1 protein-coding gene (cut by a window edge) is annotated in these 18,028 nt (G+C 72.4%); it reads left to right on the top strand.

Translation table 11 applies throughout. The features are described 5' to 3' along the window. Window positions 1-17,970, top strand: partial view of an SDR family NAD(P)-dependent oxidoreductase gene (locus tag ABZ725_RS28145; RefSeq protein WP_358805336.1) — the final stretch only. 20,400 nt of this gene lie to the left of the window's left edge; the window shows 17,970 of its 38,370 coding nt (coding positions 20,401-38,370); the start codon falls outside the window, past its left edge; the stop codon is at window positions 17,968-17,970. Window positions 17,971-18,028 lie beyond the last annotated feature (58 nt).

Below are 18,028 nucleotides of genomic sequence, written 5' to 3' on the forward strand. Positions count from 1 at the left end.
AGTCAGACAGGTGTGTTCGCCGGGGTCATGTACCACGACTACGCCGACGGCACCGGCCCGGCGAACGCGGAGGTGGAGGGCTACGCGCTGACCGGCAAGTCGGGCAGTGCCGTCTCGGGGCGGGTCGCCTACACCTTCGGGTTCGAAGGTCCCGCGGTCACGGTGGACACGGCATGCTCGTCGTCGCTGGTGGCGCTGCATCTGGCGGGCCAGGCGCTGCGCAGCGGCGAGTGCGGCATGGCCCTCGTCGGCGGTGTGACGGTGATGTCGACGCCGGAGGTCTTCGTCGAGTTCAGCCGGCAGCGTGGTCTGTCGGCGGACGGGCGCTGCAAGGCGTTCTCGGCTGCGGCGGACGGGGCGGGCTGGTCGGAGGGCGTCGGTGTCCTCCTCGTCGAGCGGCTGTCCGATGCGCGGCGTCATGGTCATCGAGTGCTGGCGACGGTGCGGGGTACCGCAGTGAACCAGGACGGCGCCAGCAACGGCCTGACCGCGCCGAACGGGCCCTCCCAGCAGCGGGTCATCCGCCAGGCGCTCGCCAACGCTGGCCTCACACGGCGGGACGTCGATGCCGTGGAGGCGCACGGGACGGGGACGACGCTCGGCGATCCGATCGAGGCGCAGGCGATCATCGCGACTTATGGGCAGGAGCGGGGCGCTGGTGAACGTCCGCTGTATCTGGGGTCGTTGAAGTCGAACATCGGTCATGCGCAGGCCGCCGCCGGTGTGGCGGGCGTGATCAAGATGGTGATGGCGATGCGTGAGGGTGTGTTGCCGCAGACGTTGCATGTGACCGAGCCGTCCCCGCATGTGGACTGGTCGGCGGGGGCGGTGGAGTTGCTGACCGAGGCGCGGGAGTGGCCCGAGACGGGCCGTCTCCGTCGGGCCGGTGTCTCGTCCTTCGGCGCGAGCGGCACCAACGCGCACGTCGTTCTGGAACAGGGACCCGACCCGGAACCCACTGCCGAGGCCGGGCCGAGCGCTCCCCCTGCCGCTGCCCTGCCGCTTCCGTTGGTCGTGTCGGCCAAGTCGCAGGCTGCGCTGCGGGCGCAGGCGGCTCGACTGGCAGCGTTCCTTGCCGAGCGTCCCGACGCCGAGGCCGAGTTCGCCGCGGTGGCGCACGCCTTGGTCAGCGCTCGGTCGGCTCTTGAGCACCGAGGTGTCGTACTGGCGGCGGGCCGGAGCGAGTCGGTGTCCGGGCTTGAGGCGCTGAGCGCCGGCGAGACAGTGCCGGGTGTCGTGTCGGGCACAGCGCGTCCGGTGGGCCGGCCGGTGTTGGTGTTCCCGGGACAGGGCTCGCAGTGGGTGGGGATGGCGGCTGGGCTGCTGGAGTCGTCGCTGGTGTTCGCGGCGCGGATGACGGAGTGTGAAGCGGCGCTGGCGCCGTTCGTCGACTGGTCGTTGAGCGACGTTCTGCGCTCGGAGTCGGATGAGTGGCTGGACCGGGTGGATGTGGTGCAGCCGGCGCTGTGGGCGGTGATGGTGTCCCTCGCCGAGTTGTGGCTGTCGCACGGCGTGCGGCCCGCCGCGGTGGTGGGTCATTCCCAAGGGGAGATCGCGGCGGCCTGTGTGGCCGGGGCCCTGTCGTTGGGAGACGCGGCGAAGGTCGTCGCGTTGCGGAGCCGGGCGATCCTGGAACTGGCCGGGTCGGGCGGCATGGCGTCGGTGCGGGTTCCCGTGCAACAAGTGACCGAATTGATCGCGCCGTTCGAGGGGCGGGTGTCGGTGGCGGCGGTGAACGGTCCGTCGTCGGTGACGGTCGCGGGTGAGAGCGGCGCGCTGGACGAGCTGCTCTCGGCCTGTGAGGCACGGGATGTGTGGGCGCGTCGCGTGCCGGTCGACTACGCCTCGCACTCCGCCCAGGTGGAGTCGATCCGCGAACGGCTCCTGACGGACCTGACCGGCATCGAGCCCATGGCGCCGACGGTTCCCTTCTACTCGACGGTGACGGCCGAGCGGCTGGAGACGACCGCTCTGGACGCCGAGTACTGGTACACCAACCTGCGTCGGACGGTCCGCTTCGAGGACACCGTCCGCCTGCTTCTTGAGCAGGGGCACGACGCTTTCGTCGAGGCCAGCGCCCACCCTGTCCTGACCACTGCGATCGAGGAGACGATCGAGGACGTCGACGTCCAGGCGGTGGTGGTGGGCACGCTGCGCCGTGGCGAGGGCGGACTCGAACGCTTCACCATGGCACTGGCGGAGGCGTACGTCAGCGGTCTCACCGTGAACTGGTCAGCGCTGCTCGGCGACTTCGCCGGCAGCCCCGCCACCCGATACGTCGATCTCCCGACGTACGCCTTCCAGCACGAGCGGTACTGGCTGCAGCGCACGCGCTCGGCCGGCGATGCGCGGGAGCTCGGGCTGGCCGAGGCGGACCATCCGCTGCTCGGCGCGGCCGTGCGGCTCGGCGGCGGACAGGGTGCCGTGCTGACCGGCCGGGTCTCCCTCCAGTCCCACGCCTGGCTGCGCGACCACGCGGTCGCCGGGACGGTCCTGCTGCCCGGCACCGCGTTCGTGGAGCTGGCGGTACGTGCCGGGGACGAGGTCGGCTGCGGACGCATCGCCGAACTCGCCCTGGAAGCACCATTGGTGGTCCCCGAGCACGGAGCCGTTCAGCTTCAGGTGTTCGTCGACTCCCCGGATGACGGGGGCGAGCGCGGCGTATCGGTGTACGGACGCGCCGCCGAGAACGGCGGAGCCCTCGACGACACGTGGACCCGCCACGCGACGGGTGTGCTGGCGCCGGTTTCCGCCGAAGCGGCGGCCGATCCGGCCGACTGGCCGCCCGCCGGAGCACGGCCCGTCGCGCTGGACGGGTTCTACTCCGACCTGGCGGCCACGGGCTACGGCTACGGCCCGGCGTTCCAGGGCCTGCGGGCCGCCTGGCGTTCGGGCGACGACGTGTACGCGGAGGTGGCGCTGCCCGCCGAACTGGTCGGGGAGGCCGAGCGGTTCGGACTGCACCCGGCACTGCTGGACGCCGCCCTGCACGCCGCCGGTCACAGCGGCCTGGACGTCGCCCCGTCCGGCACGGTCAGGCTGCCGTTCGTCTGGACGGACGCGACACTGCACGCGACCGGCGCGACCGCACTGCGCGTCCGGCTCTCCGTCACCGGCCCGGACACCCTGGCGATGCACGCGGCGGACTCCTCCGGCCGTCCGGTGTTCTCCGCGAGTGGTCTGACCGTGCGCCCGATGGCCCTGGACCGGCTCGACCTGGCCCGCCACCCCGCCCACGACTCCCTCTTCCACCTCGACTGGGTCCCGGTCGGACCGACGACCGACACCGCCTCGGTCCACCGGACCTGGGCCGTCCTCGGCGCGGGCGCGGCGGACGTGGTCGAGGGGCTGCGCGGCGCGAACGTCGACGCCGAGGTGTACGCCGACCTGCACGCACTCCGCCAGTCCGCAGACGAGTCCGAAGACGAGTCCGAAGGCGGCGTCCCGGACGTCGTCGCCGTCGCCTGCCTTCCCTCGGCCGACGGCGTCGTCCACGACCGGGGCACGGCCCCCGCTACGGCCGACGAGGTGGTGGAGACCCTCACCAACCTCCTCGCGATCGTCCAGGAATGGCTCGCCGATGAGCGCTTCGCCCAGTCCCGCCTGGTGGCGGTGACCCGAGGCGCCGCCCGAACGACGCACGGCACCGATGACACGGACCTCACGCACGCACCTGTCTGGGGGCTGCTGCGCAGCGCGCAGAACGAGCACCCGGACCGCTTCGTCCTCGTCGACCTCGACCCCGACGACCACCCCGACGACCACCCCGACGACCACCCCGTCGACCACCCCGACGATCCGTCCCCCGCAGGGCCCTTCGCAGCGCTGCTCCCCGCGGCTCTCGACTGCGGGGAACCGCAGGTCGCGGTGCGTGGCGGCGCTCTGCTCGCGCCGCGGCTGGCCCGTACCGAGTCGGGCGTCGGCCTGCTGCCCCCGCTCTCCGGCGCCTGGCGTCTGGAGACGGCCCGTGCCGGCACGTTGTCCGATCTGGCTCTCCTGCCCGCCCCGACGGCGGAACGGCCGCTGGGCCCGCTCGAGGTACGGATCGCCGTCCGAGCGGCGGGAGTCAACTTCCGCGATGTGCTGATCGGACACGGCATGGTGCCGGGTCAGAGCGGTATGGGCAGCGAAGGTGCCGGTGTCGTCACCGAGGTCGGTCCGGAGGTGGCCGGATTCGCTGTGGGGGACCGGGTGTTCGGGATGTTCCGGGACGCCTTCGGCCCGGTCGCGGTCGCCGACAGCCGGATGACGGCGCCGATCCCGGACGGTTGGTCGTGGGAGCAGGCGGCGTCGGTGCCGGTGGCGTTCCTGACGGCGTACTACGGGCTGGTGGAGCTGGGGGGTCTGCGGGCGGGTGAGTCGGTGCTGGTCCATGCCGGTGCGGGCGGCGTGGGCATGGCCGCGGTGCAGATCGCCCGCTGGGTGGGGGCGGAAGTCTTCGCGACGGCGAGTCGCGGCAAGTGGGACACCTTGCGTTCGCTGGGGCTGGATGACGCTCATATCGCCGATTCGCGGTCGCTCGACTTCGATGAGCGGGTGCGGGCGGCAAGTGGTGGGCGGGGCGTGGACGTGGTCCTGAACTCCCTCGCCGGGGAGTTCGTGGACGCTTCCCTGCGGCTGCTCGGCGAGGGCGGCCGGTTCCTGGAGATGGGCAAGACGGACATCCGGGACGCCGAGGAGGTGGAGTCTGCCCGTGCCGGGGTGTCGTATCGGGCGTATGACCTGTTGGAGGCGGGCGCTGAGCGGATCGGGGTGTTGCTCGATGACCTGATGGGGTTGTTCGGGTCGGGCGCTCTGGAGCCGGTGCCGGTGCGGTCGTTCGATGTGCGGCGGGCCCCGGAGGCGTTCCGGTTCATGTCGCAGGCCAGGCATGTCGGCAAGATCGTCCTGCGGATGCCGAGGCCGCTGGATCCGGACGGCACGGTTCTGATCACCGGCGGCACCGGCACCCTGGGCGGCCTGGTCGCCCGGCATCTGGTCACCGGACACGGTGTCCGCAGCCTGGTGTTGCTCAGCCGCAGCGGTCCCGACGCGCCCGGCGCGGGCGACCTGGCGGCAGAACTCACAGCCCTCGGCGCCGACGTCACCGTAGAAGCGTGTGACGCGGCAGACCGGGAGGCGCTGGCCGCGACCCTGACGCGTATCCCCGACGACCGTCCCCTCACCGGGGTCGTGCATGCCGCAGGCGTTCTGGACGACGGCCTGATCGAGGCGATGACGCCGGACCGGCTGGAACGGGTGCTGCGGGCCAAGGTCGACGGGGCGGTCAACCTGCACGAACTCACCGCGGACGTCGACCTCTCCGCCTTCGTCCTCTTCTCCTCCCTCGCCGGAGTCCTGGGCAACGTCGGCCAGTCGGGCTACGCCGCGGCCAACACCTTCCTGGACGCGCTCGCACGACGTCGGCACGGGGACGGCCTGGCCGCGACGTCTGTCTCGTGGGGGTTGTGGGCACCGGCCAGCGGTATGACGGGACAGCTCGGTCGGCAGGACCTGGCCCGTATGCGCCGCTCCGGAATCGCCGCCATGACGGCCGACGAAGGGCTCGCGCTGCTCGACGCCGCCGTGAGCATCGACGAACCGCACCTCGTGGCCGTCCGGTTGGAGCACACCGCGCTGCGCACCCAGGCCGCGGCCGGCTCACTGCCGAGGCCGCTCCAGGGCCTCGTGCGCACCCGCGAGGCGCGTCGCGCCGTCGAAGCCGTCGCCGTCGGACAGCACAATCCGCTGGCCCGCGAACTCGCAGCGGTCACCGAGGCCGAGCAGACCCGTCTCCTCGTCGACCTCGTCCGTGCCGACGTCGCCGTGGTCCTCGGCCACACCTCCGCCGAAGCGGCGGACACCGAGCGCACGTTCAAGGATCTCGGCTTCGACTCCCTCACCTCCGTCGAACTGCGCAACCGCCTCAACGCGGCCACCGGCCTGCGGTTGCCCACGACCCTCGTCTTCGACCACCCCACCCCGCTCGCCCTGGCCGGGTTCCTCCGCGAGCGACTGCTGGGCACGATGTCCGGAACGACGGCCGGAACGACGCCAGGTACCGCGTTCGGGACGACGGAGGTCGGCGGCGCGGGGAGCTCTGGCACCAGGCCAGCGACTGACAACGAGCCGATCGCGATCGTCGGCATGGCGTGCCGGTTCCCGGGCGGGGTCGAGTCCCCCGAGGACCTGTGGCGGCTGGTGGCCGAGGGCCGCGACGCGATCGCCGACTTCCCGACCGACCGCGGCTGGAACCTGGACGACCTCTACGACCCCGACCCCGGCCGGCACGGCAAGAGTTACGTGCGCACCGGCGGATTCCTCGACTCCGTCGCCGACTTCGACGCCGAGTTCTTCGGGATCTCCCCGCGCGAGGCGCTCGCCATGGACCCCCAGCAGCGGCTTCTCATGGAGTCCTCGTGGGAGGCGATCGAGCGGGCCGGGATCGCCCCCGCCACCCTGCGCGGCAGCCAGACCGGCGTCTACTTCGGCATGCTCGCCAAGGACTACGCCGCGCGCCTCGACCGCACTCCGCAGGACGTCGAGGGCTACCTCGGCACCGGAAACGCCAGCAGCGTCGGGTCCGGGCGGGTCGCGTACACCTTCGGCCTCGAAGGGCCCGCGGTGAGCGTCGACACGGCCTGCTCGTCCTCGCTGGTCTCGCTCCACCTGGCCGTCCAGGCGCTGCGCGGCGGAGAGTGCTCGATGGCGCTGGTGGGCGGCGTGAGCGTGATGCCGACCCCAGGACTGTTCGTCGAGTTCAGCCGTCAGCGCGGACTCGCGTCGGACGGCCGCAGCAAGGCGTTCTCCTCCACGGCGGACGGCACGAGCTGGGCCGAGGGCGTGGGCGTGCTGCTCGTGGAGCGGTTGTCGGACGCCGAGCGCAACGGCCACCGGGTACTCGCGGTGGTCCGCGGCAGCGCCACCAACCAGGACGGCGCGAGCAACGGCCTGGCCGCACCGAGCGGCCCCTCCCAGCAGCGGGTGATCCGGCAGGCGCTCGCCAACGCACGTCTGAACGCCCAGGACGTGGACGCCGTGGAGGCGCACGGGACGGGCACGACCCTCGGCGACCCCATCGAGGCACAGGCGATCATCGCCACCTACGGCCAGAACCGCGAACCCGGCCTCCCGCTGTGGCTCGGCTCGCTGAAGTCGAACCTCGGCCACGGCCAGGCGGTGTCCGGTGTCGCCGGTGTCATCAAGATGGTCATGGCGTTGCGTGAGGGTCTGCTGCCCAAGACGCTGCACGTGGTCGAACCGTCCCCGCACGTGGACTGGTCGGCGGGGGCGGTGGAACTGCTCACCGAGGCGAGGGAGTGGCCGGACGCGGGCCGTCCGCGGCGGGCGGGTGTCTCGTCGTTCGGCATCAGCGGTACCAACGCCCATGTGGTGCTGGAGCAGGCGGCTGCCGCTCCGGTGGCCGTACAGCCGTCGGCGGCGACCGGGGATCCGGCTACGGCGCTGCCGTTCGTGGTGTCGGGGCGGTCTGAGGCGGCATTGCGGGCGCAGGCGGCTCGGCTGGCCGGGTTCGTGGGGCAGCGGGAGGATCTTGAGCTGGCTGCCGTGGCGCATGCTCTGGTCGGTACGCGGTCGGTGCTGGAGTGCCGGGGTGTTGTGCTGGCGGCGGGCCGGGGTGAGCTGGTGTCCGGGCTGGAGGCGTTGAGCGCAGGGGAGACGGCGTCGGGTGTGGCCCGCTCTTCGGGGCGGGTGGCGTTCGTGTTTCCGGGGCAGGGGTCGCAGTGGGTGGGGATGGCGGCGGAGTTGTTGGAGTCGTCGTCGGTGTTCGGGGCGCGGTTGGGGGAGTGTGAGGAGGCGCTCGCGCCGTTCGTGGACTGGTCGTTGAGCGAGGTTGTGCGTTCGGGGTCGGATGAGTGGTTGGGCCGGGTGGATGTGGTGCAGCCGGTGTTGTGGGCGGTGATGGTGTCGTTGGCGGAGTTGTGGCGGTCGGTGGGTGTGGAGCCGGCGGCGGTGGTGGGTCACTCCCAGGGGGAGATCGCGGCGGCGTGTGTGGCCGGGGCGCTGTCGTTGGGGGATGCGGCGCGGGTCGTGGCGTTGCGGAGTCGGGCGATTCTGGAGCTGGCCGGGTCGGGTGGTATGGCGTCGGTGTCGTTGCCGGTGGCCGATGTGGAGGTGTTGCTGGCGGAGTTCGGTGGTCGGGTGTCGGTGGCGGCGGTGAACGGTCCGTCGTCGGTGACGGTGGCGGGTGAGGACGCCGCGTTGGACGAGTTGCTGGCGGCCTGTGAGGCCCAGGACGTGTGGGCGCGGCGGGTCCCGGTGGACTACGCCTCGCACTCCGCGCAGGTGGAGTCGATTCGCGAGCGGCTGTTGTCGGATCTGGCGGGCATCGAGCCGACGTCGGCGACGGTTCCGTTCTATTCGACGGTGACGGCCGGGCGGCTGGAGACGACGGCTCTGGACGCCGGGTACTGGTACACGAATCTTCGTCGGACGGTCCGTTTCGAGGAGACGGTCCGTCTGCTTCTGGCCCAGGGTTTCGATGCGTTCGTCGAGGTCAGTGCGCACCCTGTGCTGACGACGCCGATCGAGAGCACGGTCGAGGCGGTGGAGGCCGACGCGGTGGTGCTGGGCACGCTGCGTCGGGGTGAGGGCGGTCCGGACCGGTTCATGACCGCACTCGCCGAAGCGTTCACGGCAGGGCTGTCGGTGGACTGGCGGCCGCTGCTGCCCGAGCCTCGTGTCGGGACGGTGGACCTGCCCACATACGCCTTCCAGCGCCGCCGCTACTGGCTGCAGGCCCCTCCCGGCGCGCCCGGCGATCTCGGCGCGGTGGGCCTGCGGGACGCGGAGCACCCGTTGGTCGGGGCCTGTGTGCCGGCCGTGGACGGCGGTGTGGTGCTCACCGGGCGACTGTCGCTCGCCGCGCAGCCGTGGCTGACGGACCACACGGTCGCCGGGACGGTGCTGCTGCCGGGCGCAGCCTTCGTGGAGTTGGCACTACGGGCCGGAGACGAGGCCGGGTGCGGCAGCCTGGACGAACTGACGCTCCAGGCACCGCTGGCCGTCCCCACGCAGGAGACCGTGGCGATCCAGGTCGTCGTGTCCGCGCCGGACGAGGAGGGCCGGCGGGCGCTCTCGGTCCACTCGCGGACCGGCGACGAGGACCTCGGCGCCGAGTGGATCTGCCATGCGGTCGGTCGGCTGTCGGATGAGCCGTTCACCGTGTCGTCCGCCCTGCCGGGGACCGTCGGCGACCGCGACGCTTCCGTATGGCCACCGGCCGGAGCCGAGTCGGTGGACCTGTACGACTTCTACGAGGACCTGGCGGCGCGCGGCTATGAGTACGGCCCGGCCTTCCAGGGGCTCACGTCGGTCTGGCGGCTCGGCGAGGACGTCTACGCCGAGGTGGCGCTGCCGACCGAGCACCGGGAAGAGGCCGCTCGCTTCGGGTTGCACCCGGCGCTGCTGGACGCCGCGCTGCACGCCGTCGCGACGACCGGGCACCCCGACGCGGACGACGGCCGACTGCGGTTGCCGTTCGCGTGGAACGGCGTCGCCCTGACCGCGACCGGCGCGCACACCGCCCGAGTACGGATCTCACGGCTCAATGCGGACACCGTGACCCTGTCCTTCGCCGACGCCGCCGGACAGCCTTTCGCGCAGGTCGCCGCGCTGACCCTGCGTCCGGTGGACGCCGCGCAACTGCGCGACTCCGTCAGCGTCAAGGAGCCGCTGTACGCCGTCGAGTGGGTGCGGGCGGCTGTGGCGGAGCCGGCTGAGGTCCGGGCGGCCGACATTGTGGTGCTGGGTGCGGAGTCGTTCGGGCCGTTGCCCGTGGATCGGGTGGCGGGCCGTCATGCGGACGTTGCGGCTTTGGTGGCGGCGTTGGATGCGGGTGCTGCTGTTCCTGCGACGGTTGTGCTGCCGTGTGTCGGAGGCATGGCGGAGGCCGTCCCGGATGCGGCGGTCGCGCATGCTGCTGCGGTGCGGGTTCTGGCCGTCCTGCGTGCGTGGTTGGCTGAGCCTCGCTTGGCGGCTTCTCGGTTGGTGGTGGTGACGCGGGGTGCGGTGGGTGTGGGTGTGGGTGGTGTGTCGGATGTGGGGTCGTCGGGTGTGTGGGGGTTGGTGCGGTCGGCTGCGACGGAGCATCCGGGCCGGTTCGCGCTGGTGGACGTCGATGAGGGCGACTGGACGGCCGCTGTGGCGCTGGATGAGCGGGAAGTGGCGGTACGTGACGGGGAGTTGCTGGTGCCCCGGCTGGTGCGGCACGCCGTTGGTGGCGAGGAGGTGCCGTTCGGTGACGGCGCGGTGTTGATCACCGGTGGCACAGGGACGCTGGGCGGTCTGGTCGCCCGTCATCTCGTCTCCCGGCATGGTGTGCGGAGCCTGGTGCTGCTCGGTCGTCGGGGTCAGGATGCCCCGGGTGTAGGGGAGTTGACGGAGGAGCTCGGGGCGCTGGGTGCGTCGGTGGTGGTGGAGGCCTGCGATGCGGCCGACCGGGATGCCTTGGCCGGTGTGTTGGCGCGAGTCCAGGGCGAGTTGACCGGTGTCGTGCACGCCGCCGGTCTGCTGGACGACGCTCTGGTCGAAGCCCTGACGGATGGGGCGCTGCACAGTGTGTTGCGGGCGAAGGTGGACGGCGCGGTCAATCTGCATGAGCTGACGCGTGACATGGACCTCTCCGCCTTCGTCCTCTTCTCCTCCGCCTCCGGGATCCTGGGCGGCCCCGGGCAGGCGAACTATGCGGCGGCCAACACCTACTTGGACGCGCTCGCGCAGGTCCGCCGTGCCGACGGGCTGCCCGCCACGTCCATGGCCTGGGGCTTCTGGGAGAAGGCCAGCGGGATGACCGGGCATCTGGCCGACGCGGACACGGCCCGCCTGGCCCGTAGGGGGATCGTGCCGCTGACCGAGGAGCAGGGTCTCGCGCTCTTCGACGCCGCCCTCGCCCAGACAGCCCCCGTTCTCAGCGTGCCGATCCGCCTCGACGCCGACGCGCTGCGCGAGCAGTCCGCCGCCGGACTGCTGCCGCCGCTGCTGAGCGGCCTGGTCCGCGCTGCCAAGCGCACGGTCTCCGCTCCTGTCGGCGACGACCATGAGACCTCCGCCCTCGCCCGGCGCATCGCGGCGCTGCCGCCTGCCGAGCAGGAGCGCGAGCTGGTCCAGCTCGTGTGCGGAGTCGTAGCCGCCGTCCTCGGTCATGAGTCGGGGGAGTCGGTGGGCGCGGGGCGGGCGTTCAAGGAGCTCGGGTTCGACTCGATGCTGGCGGTGGATCTACGGAATCGGTTGAGTGCGGTGACGGGCCTGCGGTTGCCGGCGACGTTGGTGTTCGACCATCCGACTCCGGCGGCGATCGCCCGCTACGTGCGTGCGGAGTTGGTGGGTTCGGACGCTGTCGCTGTGCGGGGGCCGTCTGCCGCCGGTGGTGGGGTGGTGGACGGGGATCCGGTCGTGATCGTGGGCATGGCGTGCCGGTTCCCGGGAGGTGTGCAGTCGCCGGAGGAGTTGTGGCGTCTGGTGGCGGACGGGCGGGACGCGATCTCCGGGTTCCCCGCCGACCGGGGCTGGGATCTGGAGGATCTCTACGACCCGGACCCGAGCGTGCCCGGGAAGAGTTACGCGTGCGAGGGCGGGTTCCTGTACGACGCGGGTGACTTCGATGCGGGCTTCTTCGGGATCTCGCCGCGCGAGGCGCTCGCCATGGACCCGCAGCAGCGGCTGCTGTTGGAGACGTCGTGGGAGGCGTTCGAGCGGGCCGGGATCGATCCGGCCGGGCTGCGCGGCAGTCAGACGGGCGTGTTCGCCGGGGTCATGTACCACGACTACGCGGCCCGTCTCGCCGAGGTCCCCGAGGAGGTGGAGGGTTACATCGGCACCGGTTCGTCGGCGAGTGTGGTGTCGGGCCGGGTGGCTTACACGTTCGGGTTCGAAGGCCCCGCGGTCACGGTGGACACGGCATGCTCGTCGTCGCTGGTGGCGCTGCATCTGGCCGGTCAGGCGCTGCGCAGTGGCGAGTGCAGCATGGCCCTCGTCGGCGGTGTCACCGTCATGACCAACCCCGGTCTGTTCGTCGAGTTCAGCCGGCAGCGCGGAATGTCACCGGACGGGCGCTGCAAGGCGTTCTCGGCCGCGGCGGACGGGACCGGCTGGTCCGAAGGTGTGGGCGTTCTCCTCGTGGAGCGGCTGTCCGACGCGCGGCGCAACGGCCATCGCGTCCTGGCGACCGTACGAGGCACGGCGGTCAACCAGGACGGTGCAAGCAACGGCCTGACCGCGCCGAACGGTCCGTCCCAGCAGCGGGTCATCCGCCAGGCGCTCGCCAACGCGCGTCTGAGCGCCCAGGACATCGACGCCGTGGAGGCCCATGGCACCGGCACCACCCTCGGCGACCCCATCGAGGCACAGGCGATCATCGCCGCCTACGGGCAGGAGCGGGGCGCTGATGAACGTCCGCTGTATCTGGGCTCGTTGAAGTCGAACATCGGTCATGCGCAGGCCGCCGCCGGTGTGGCGGGCGTCATCAAGATGGTGATGGCGATGCGCGAAGGCGTGTTGCCGCAGACGTTGCACGTGACCGAGCCGTCCCCGCATGTGGACTGGTCAGCCGGCGCGGTGGAGTTGCTGACCGAGGCACACGAGTGGCCGGACACCGGCCGTCCCCGCCGGGCCGGTGTCTCGTCCTTCGGCGCGAGCGGCACCAACGCGCACGTCGTTCTGGAACAAGGGCCCGACCCGGACCCCACTGCAGAGGACATGGCCGATGCCGATGCCGGGCCCGGAGCTGAGAACGAGGACTTTGAGGACCCCGAGACTCAGGGTCGTGTCCTGCCCTGGCTGCTGTCCGCCCGTACGCGGCATGCCCTCGCAGGTCAGGCGCAGCGTCTTGCCTCACTCGTGCGGGCCGACGACGCACTCGGCGCGGCCGAGGTCGGGCACGCGCTGGCTGTCACCCGCGCGGTGTTCGAGGAGCGCGCCGTCGTGACCGGGCGCGACCGCGAGGAACTGCTGGCCGGGCTGGACGCTCTCGCCGCGGACCGGCCCGCGCCCGGCCTGGTGGTCGGCGCGGCCCGCCCCGACGCTCGCGTCGCGTTCCTGTTCACCGGTCAGGGCAGCCAGCATCCGGGCATGGGCCGCGAGCTGTGCGAGGCGTTCCCGGTCTTCGCCGAGGCGTTCGACGCCGCGATCTTCGAACTCGACCGGCAGCTCTCCGGGTACACGGACCACTCGGTACGGGACGTCGTCTTCGGAGCCGACGACACCCACGGTCTCCTGAAGGAGACGGTCTTCACCCAGGCGGGCCTCTTCGCCCTGGAAGTCGCCCTCTACCGGCTCGTCGAGTCGTTCGGGGTGCGGCCGGAGTTCCTGTTGGGGCACTCGATCGGCGAACTCGCCGCGGCCCACGTCGCGGGTCTGTGGTCACTGCAGGACGCGGCCGTCGTGGTGGCCGCGCGGGGCCGGCTGATGCACGCGCTGCCCACGGGCGGAGCGATGGCGGCCGTCTCGGTCTCCGAGCAGGAGGCGTCGGACGGACTGGCCGCCGCACGGCAGGACGACGTGCCGGGAGCCGACGCCGTCTGCGTCGCCGCGGTGAACGGTCCGACCTCGGTGGTCCTGTCCGGGGACGAGGAACCGGTGCTCGCCGTCGCCGCCCGGTTCGCGGACGCCGGGCACAAGACGCGGCGGCTGCGGGTCAGCCACGCGTTCCACTCGGCGCGGATGGAGCCGATGCTGGAGGAGTTCCGGCGGATCCTGACCACCGTCTCCTACGGCGAGCCCACCATCGCGCTGGTCTCCAACCTGTCGGGGGAGATCGCGGCGCCCGACGAACTGCGCACGCCCGAGTACTGGGTGCGGCAGGTGCGCGAGGCAGTGCGCTTCGCCGACGGGGTCGCCGCGCTGGACGCGGAAGGCATCACTGCCTTCCTCGAACTCGGCCCCGAAGGCGTCCTGACCGCGATGGTCCGCGACACCCTGGACGCCGGGACCGGCGTCGGCACCGGCACCGCCCTCACCGCCGTTCCGATCCTGCGCCGCGAACGACCCGAGGCGGAGACGGCCGTCGGCGCGCTGGGCGTCGTCCACGTGGCCGGGGTGCCCGTCCGGTGGGAGCCGCTCCTCACCAGGGTGGGCAACGGGACCGCATCCGGTGCCGTGGAGCTGCCGACGTACGCCTTCCAGCGCAGTCGCTACTGGCTCGACAGCGCCTCGGGGCCGATCGCGGACGCCGCCGGCCTCGGTGTCGCCGCCGGTCGTCACCCGCTGGCCGGGGCAGCCGTCCCGCTCGCCGGAACCGACCAGATGCTGCTCACCGGACGGCTCTCGGTACGCACCCACCCCTGGCTCGCGGACCACGCCGTCGCCGGGACCGTACTGCTGCCGGGCTCGGCGCTCGCCGAACTGGCCGTGCACGCCGCCGACATCGTCGGCTGCTCCCGAGTCACGGAACTGACCCTCGAAGCACCGCTGACACTGCCCGAACGATCCGGTGTGCAGGTGCAGGTCGTCATCGGCGGCGATCCGGGGGACGGCCGTCGCAGCGTCGAGCTGTACTCCCGCCCCCAGACCGCCGACGACGCCGACCCGGGCGAGGGGGCCGCCTGGACCCGCCATGCCACCGGCACCCTCTCCACGGATCTGGAGCCGGAGCCGGAGCAGGGCACCGCTGCGGACCGGGACCGGGACCAGGAACAGGACCGGGACCGTGACTCCTTCGGCTTCGACTTCGGCCTGACCGCATGGCCTCCGGCCGGCGCCCAGCCAGTGAGTCTGGACGGCTTCTACGAGGAGCTGGCCGAGAGCGGATACGGCTACGGGCCCGCCTTCCGAGGGCTGCGGGCGGCCTGGCGGCTCGGTGACGACGTCTACGCGGAGGTGGCGCTCGCCGACGAACTGGCGCAGTCGGCCAGCACGTTCGGGCTCCACCCGGCGCTCCTCGACGCCGCCCTGCACGCCGCGAAACTCACCGGCGCGGGAGTCGAGGACGGACTGCTCCGGCTGCCGTTCGCCTGGAACGACATCACCCTCCTGGCCGGTGGCGCCTCGGCCCTGCGGCTGCGCCTGTCCGTCACGGGCCCCGAGCGACTGTCGATCCACGCCGTCGACGGCACCGGCCAACCCGTGCTGGGCATAAGGGAATTGGTGCTGCGCCCCGTGTCCCCCGAGCAGCTCGGCAGCGCCCGCGACGAGACGGCCGGGTCCCTCTACCGAATGCGGTGGGTTCCGGTCGGCCTGACCGACGTGCCCGCGGGAACGGATGTACACGGCGAGCTCGCCGTCCTCGACTGCGCTCCTCCCGCGGCCGTGGACGGTGCCGGGTTGGCGGACGCGGTGTCGGCGGCGACCGCCGATGTACTGGCGGGCGTTCAGGAGTGGCTCGCCGGTGACGTCGGCCCCGAGCCGCTGGTGGTCGTCACCCACGGCGCGCTGGCCGCGTCGGCCGGCGACGCGGTGCCGGACCTCGTCCACGCTGCCGTGTGGGGGCTGGTGCGTTCGGCGCAGAGCGAGCACCCCGGCAGGCTGACCCTCGTCGACACGGACGACAGCCCCGAGTCCGCGCAACTGCTCCAGGCGGCCGCCCGCAGCAGCGAGCCGCAGTTGGTGCTCCGGGACGGACAGGCGCAGGTGCCCCGCCTCGTGCGCGCAGGAAGCGACGACAGTCACGACACCCAGGACAGTGGACGCAGTGACGGCGGAGTCCTGGCGCCGCCGCCCGGTGACTGGGCCCTGCGGACCACGGGCACCGGCACCCTGGAGGGCCTGGCCCTCCTCCCCGACGGCGACACCGCATCAAGGCCCCTCAGCGAGCACGACATCCGCATCGCCGTCCGGACCGCCGGCCTCAACTTCCGGGACGTCCTGATCGCGCTCGGGGTCTACCCGGGCGCCGCGTCGATGGGCGGCGAAGGCGCCGGCGTCGTCACCGAGATGGGTGCCGGAGTCTCCGGACTCGCCGTGGGGGACAAGGTGTTCGGGCTCTTCCCGGACGCGTTCGGCCCGTACGCCGTCGCCGACCAGCGCATGGTGACGAAGCTGCCCGACGGTTGGTCGTGGGAGCAGGCGGCGTCGGTGCCGGTGGTGTTCCTGACGGCGTACTACGGGCTGGTGGAGCTGGGCGAACTCCGCGCGGGTGAGTCGGTGCTGATCCACGCCGGTGCGGGTGGTGTGGGGATGGCCGCGGTGCAGATCGCCCGGCATCTGGGTGCCGAAGTGTTCGCGACGGCGAGTCGTGGCAAGTGGGACACGCTGCGTTCCCTCGGTCTGGACGACGCTCATATCGCCGATTCGCGGTCGCTCGACTTCGAGGAGCGGGTGCGGGCGGCCACGGCCGGCCGGGGTGTGGACGTGGTCCTGAACTCCCTCGCCGGGGAGTTCGTGGACGCCTCGCTGCGGCTGTTGGCCGACGGCGGCCGGTTGCTGGAGATGGGCAAGACCGATCTGCGCGATCCGGCCGCAGTCCATGCCGAGCACCCCGGGATTGCGTACCTCCCCTACGACCTGATGACGGTCGCTCCCGAGCAGATGCGGGTGCTGCTCGACGACCTGTTGCCGTTGTTCGGGTCGGGGGTGTTGGAGCCGGTGCCGGTGCGGTCGTTCGATGTGCGGCGGGCGCCGGAGGCGTTCCGGTTCATGTCGCAGGCGAAGCACACGGGGAAGCTGGTGCTGCGGATGCCCCGGCCGCTGGATCCGGACGGGACGGTCCTGATCACCGGTGGCACCGGCACCCTGGGCGGCCTGGTCGCCCGGCATCTCGTCACCGAACACGGCGTCCGCAGCCTGGTGTTGCTCAGCCGCAGCGGTCCGGACGCCCCCGGCGCGGCGGAGTTGGCGGCGGAACTCACGGCTCTCGGAGCCGACGTCACCGTAGAAGCGTGTGACGCGGCCGATCGTGAGGCGCTGGCCGCAGTCCTCGCACGCGTCGCCGACACGACGACCCCGCTCACCGCCGTCGTCCACGCCGCGGGAGCCGTGGACGACGGCCTGATCGAGGCGATGGACCCCGGCCGGCTGGAGCGGGTGCTGCGGGCCAAGGTCGACGGAGCGGTCAACCTGCACGAACTCACAGCTGGCCTCGACCTCTCCGCCTTCGTCCTCTTCTCCTCCGTCGCCGGCACGCTCGGCGGCCCCGGCCAGGCCAACTACGCCGCCGCGAACACCTTCCTGGACGCACTCGCCGCCCGCCGACAGGCCGCCGGCCTCCCCGGCACCTCCGTGGCGTGGGGCCTGTGGGCGGACACGAGCGGCATCACGGGACAGCTCGGACGGCAGGAGCTCGCCAGGATGCGCCGTTCAGGAGTCGCGCCGATGACGGCTGCACAGGCCCTCGGACTGTTCGACGCGGCGCTGAACCTCGTCGACGCCAACCCGGCCGCCGCCCGACTGGACCTCGGCGCGCTGCGCAGGGCGGCCGAGTCCGGAGACCTTCCCGCACCGTTGCACGGCCTGGTGCGCGTCCCGCGCAGGCAGGCCGCCGTCCTGGCGGCACAGGACGGCACGACGCTCGCCCGGCAACTGGCCGGCCGGACGGAGACGGAGCAGGAACGCATCCTGGTCGACCTCGTCCGCGACCACTGCGCCGCGGTCCTCGGGCACGCCTCGATGGACGCGGTCTCCTCCGAACGCGGCTTCCTGGAGTCCGGGTTCGACTCGCTCACCGCGGTCGAACTGCGCAACCGGCTCGGCGCCGCCACCGGGCTGCGACTGCCCGCCACCGTGACCTTCGACTGCCCGACGCCACAAGCGCTCGCCCGGCATCTGAGGGAGCAACTGGGCCCGGTGAGCCTGGCGGACGCGGCCCCGCTGCTGGGCGAGATCGACCGGCTCGAAGCGGCGCTCGCCGGCGCCCTGCCCGGGGCGGGGGACGATCGCGCCGCGGTGGTGCGCCGACTCCAGGCGCTCCTGTGGCGGTTCGAGGACGAGCCGGACGCAACTCCCGGAGCCGAACCCGGCGACGACGACCGCCCCGGCGGCTTCGACTCCGTGACCGACGACGAGATGTTCTCCCTGATCGACAAGGAGCTGGGTCTCGACTGACCCGTGCCCGGCCGACCGCGCCCGCAAGCGCCCGAAGACCCGGCCGCCGACCGACCCG

It is taken from the genome of Streptomyces sp. NPDC006872, assembly GCF_040635845.1.
Classification (GTDB): Bacteria; Actinomycetota; Actinomycetes; order Streptomycetales; family Streptomycetaceae; genus Streptomyces.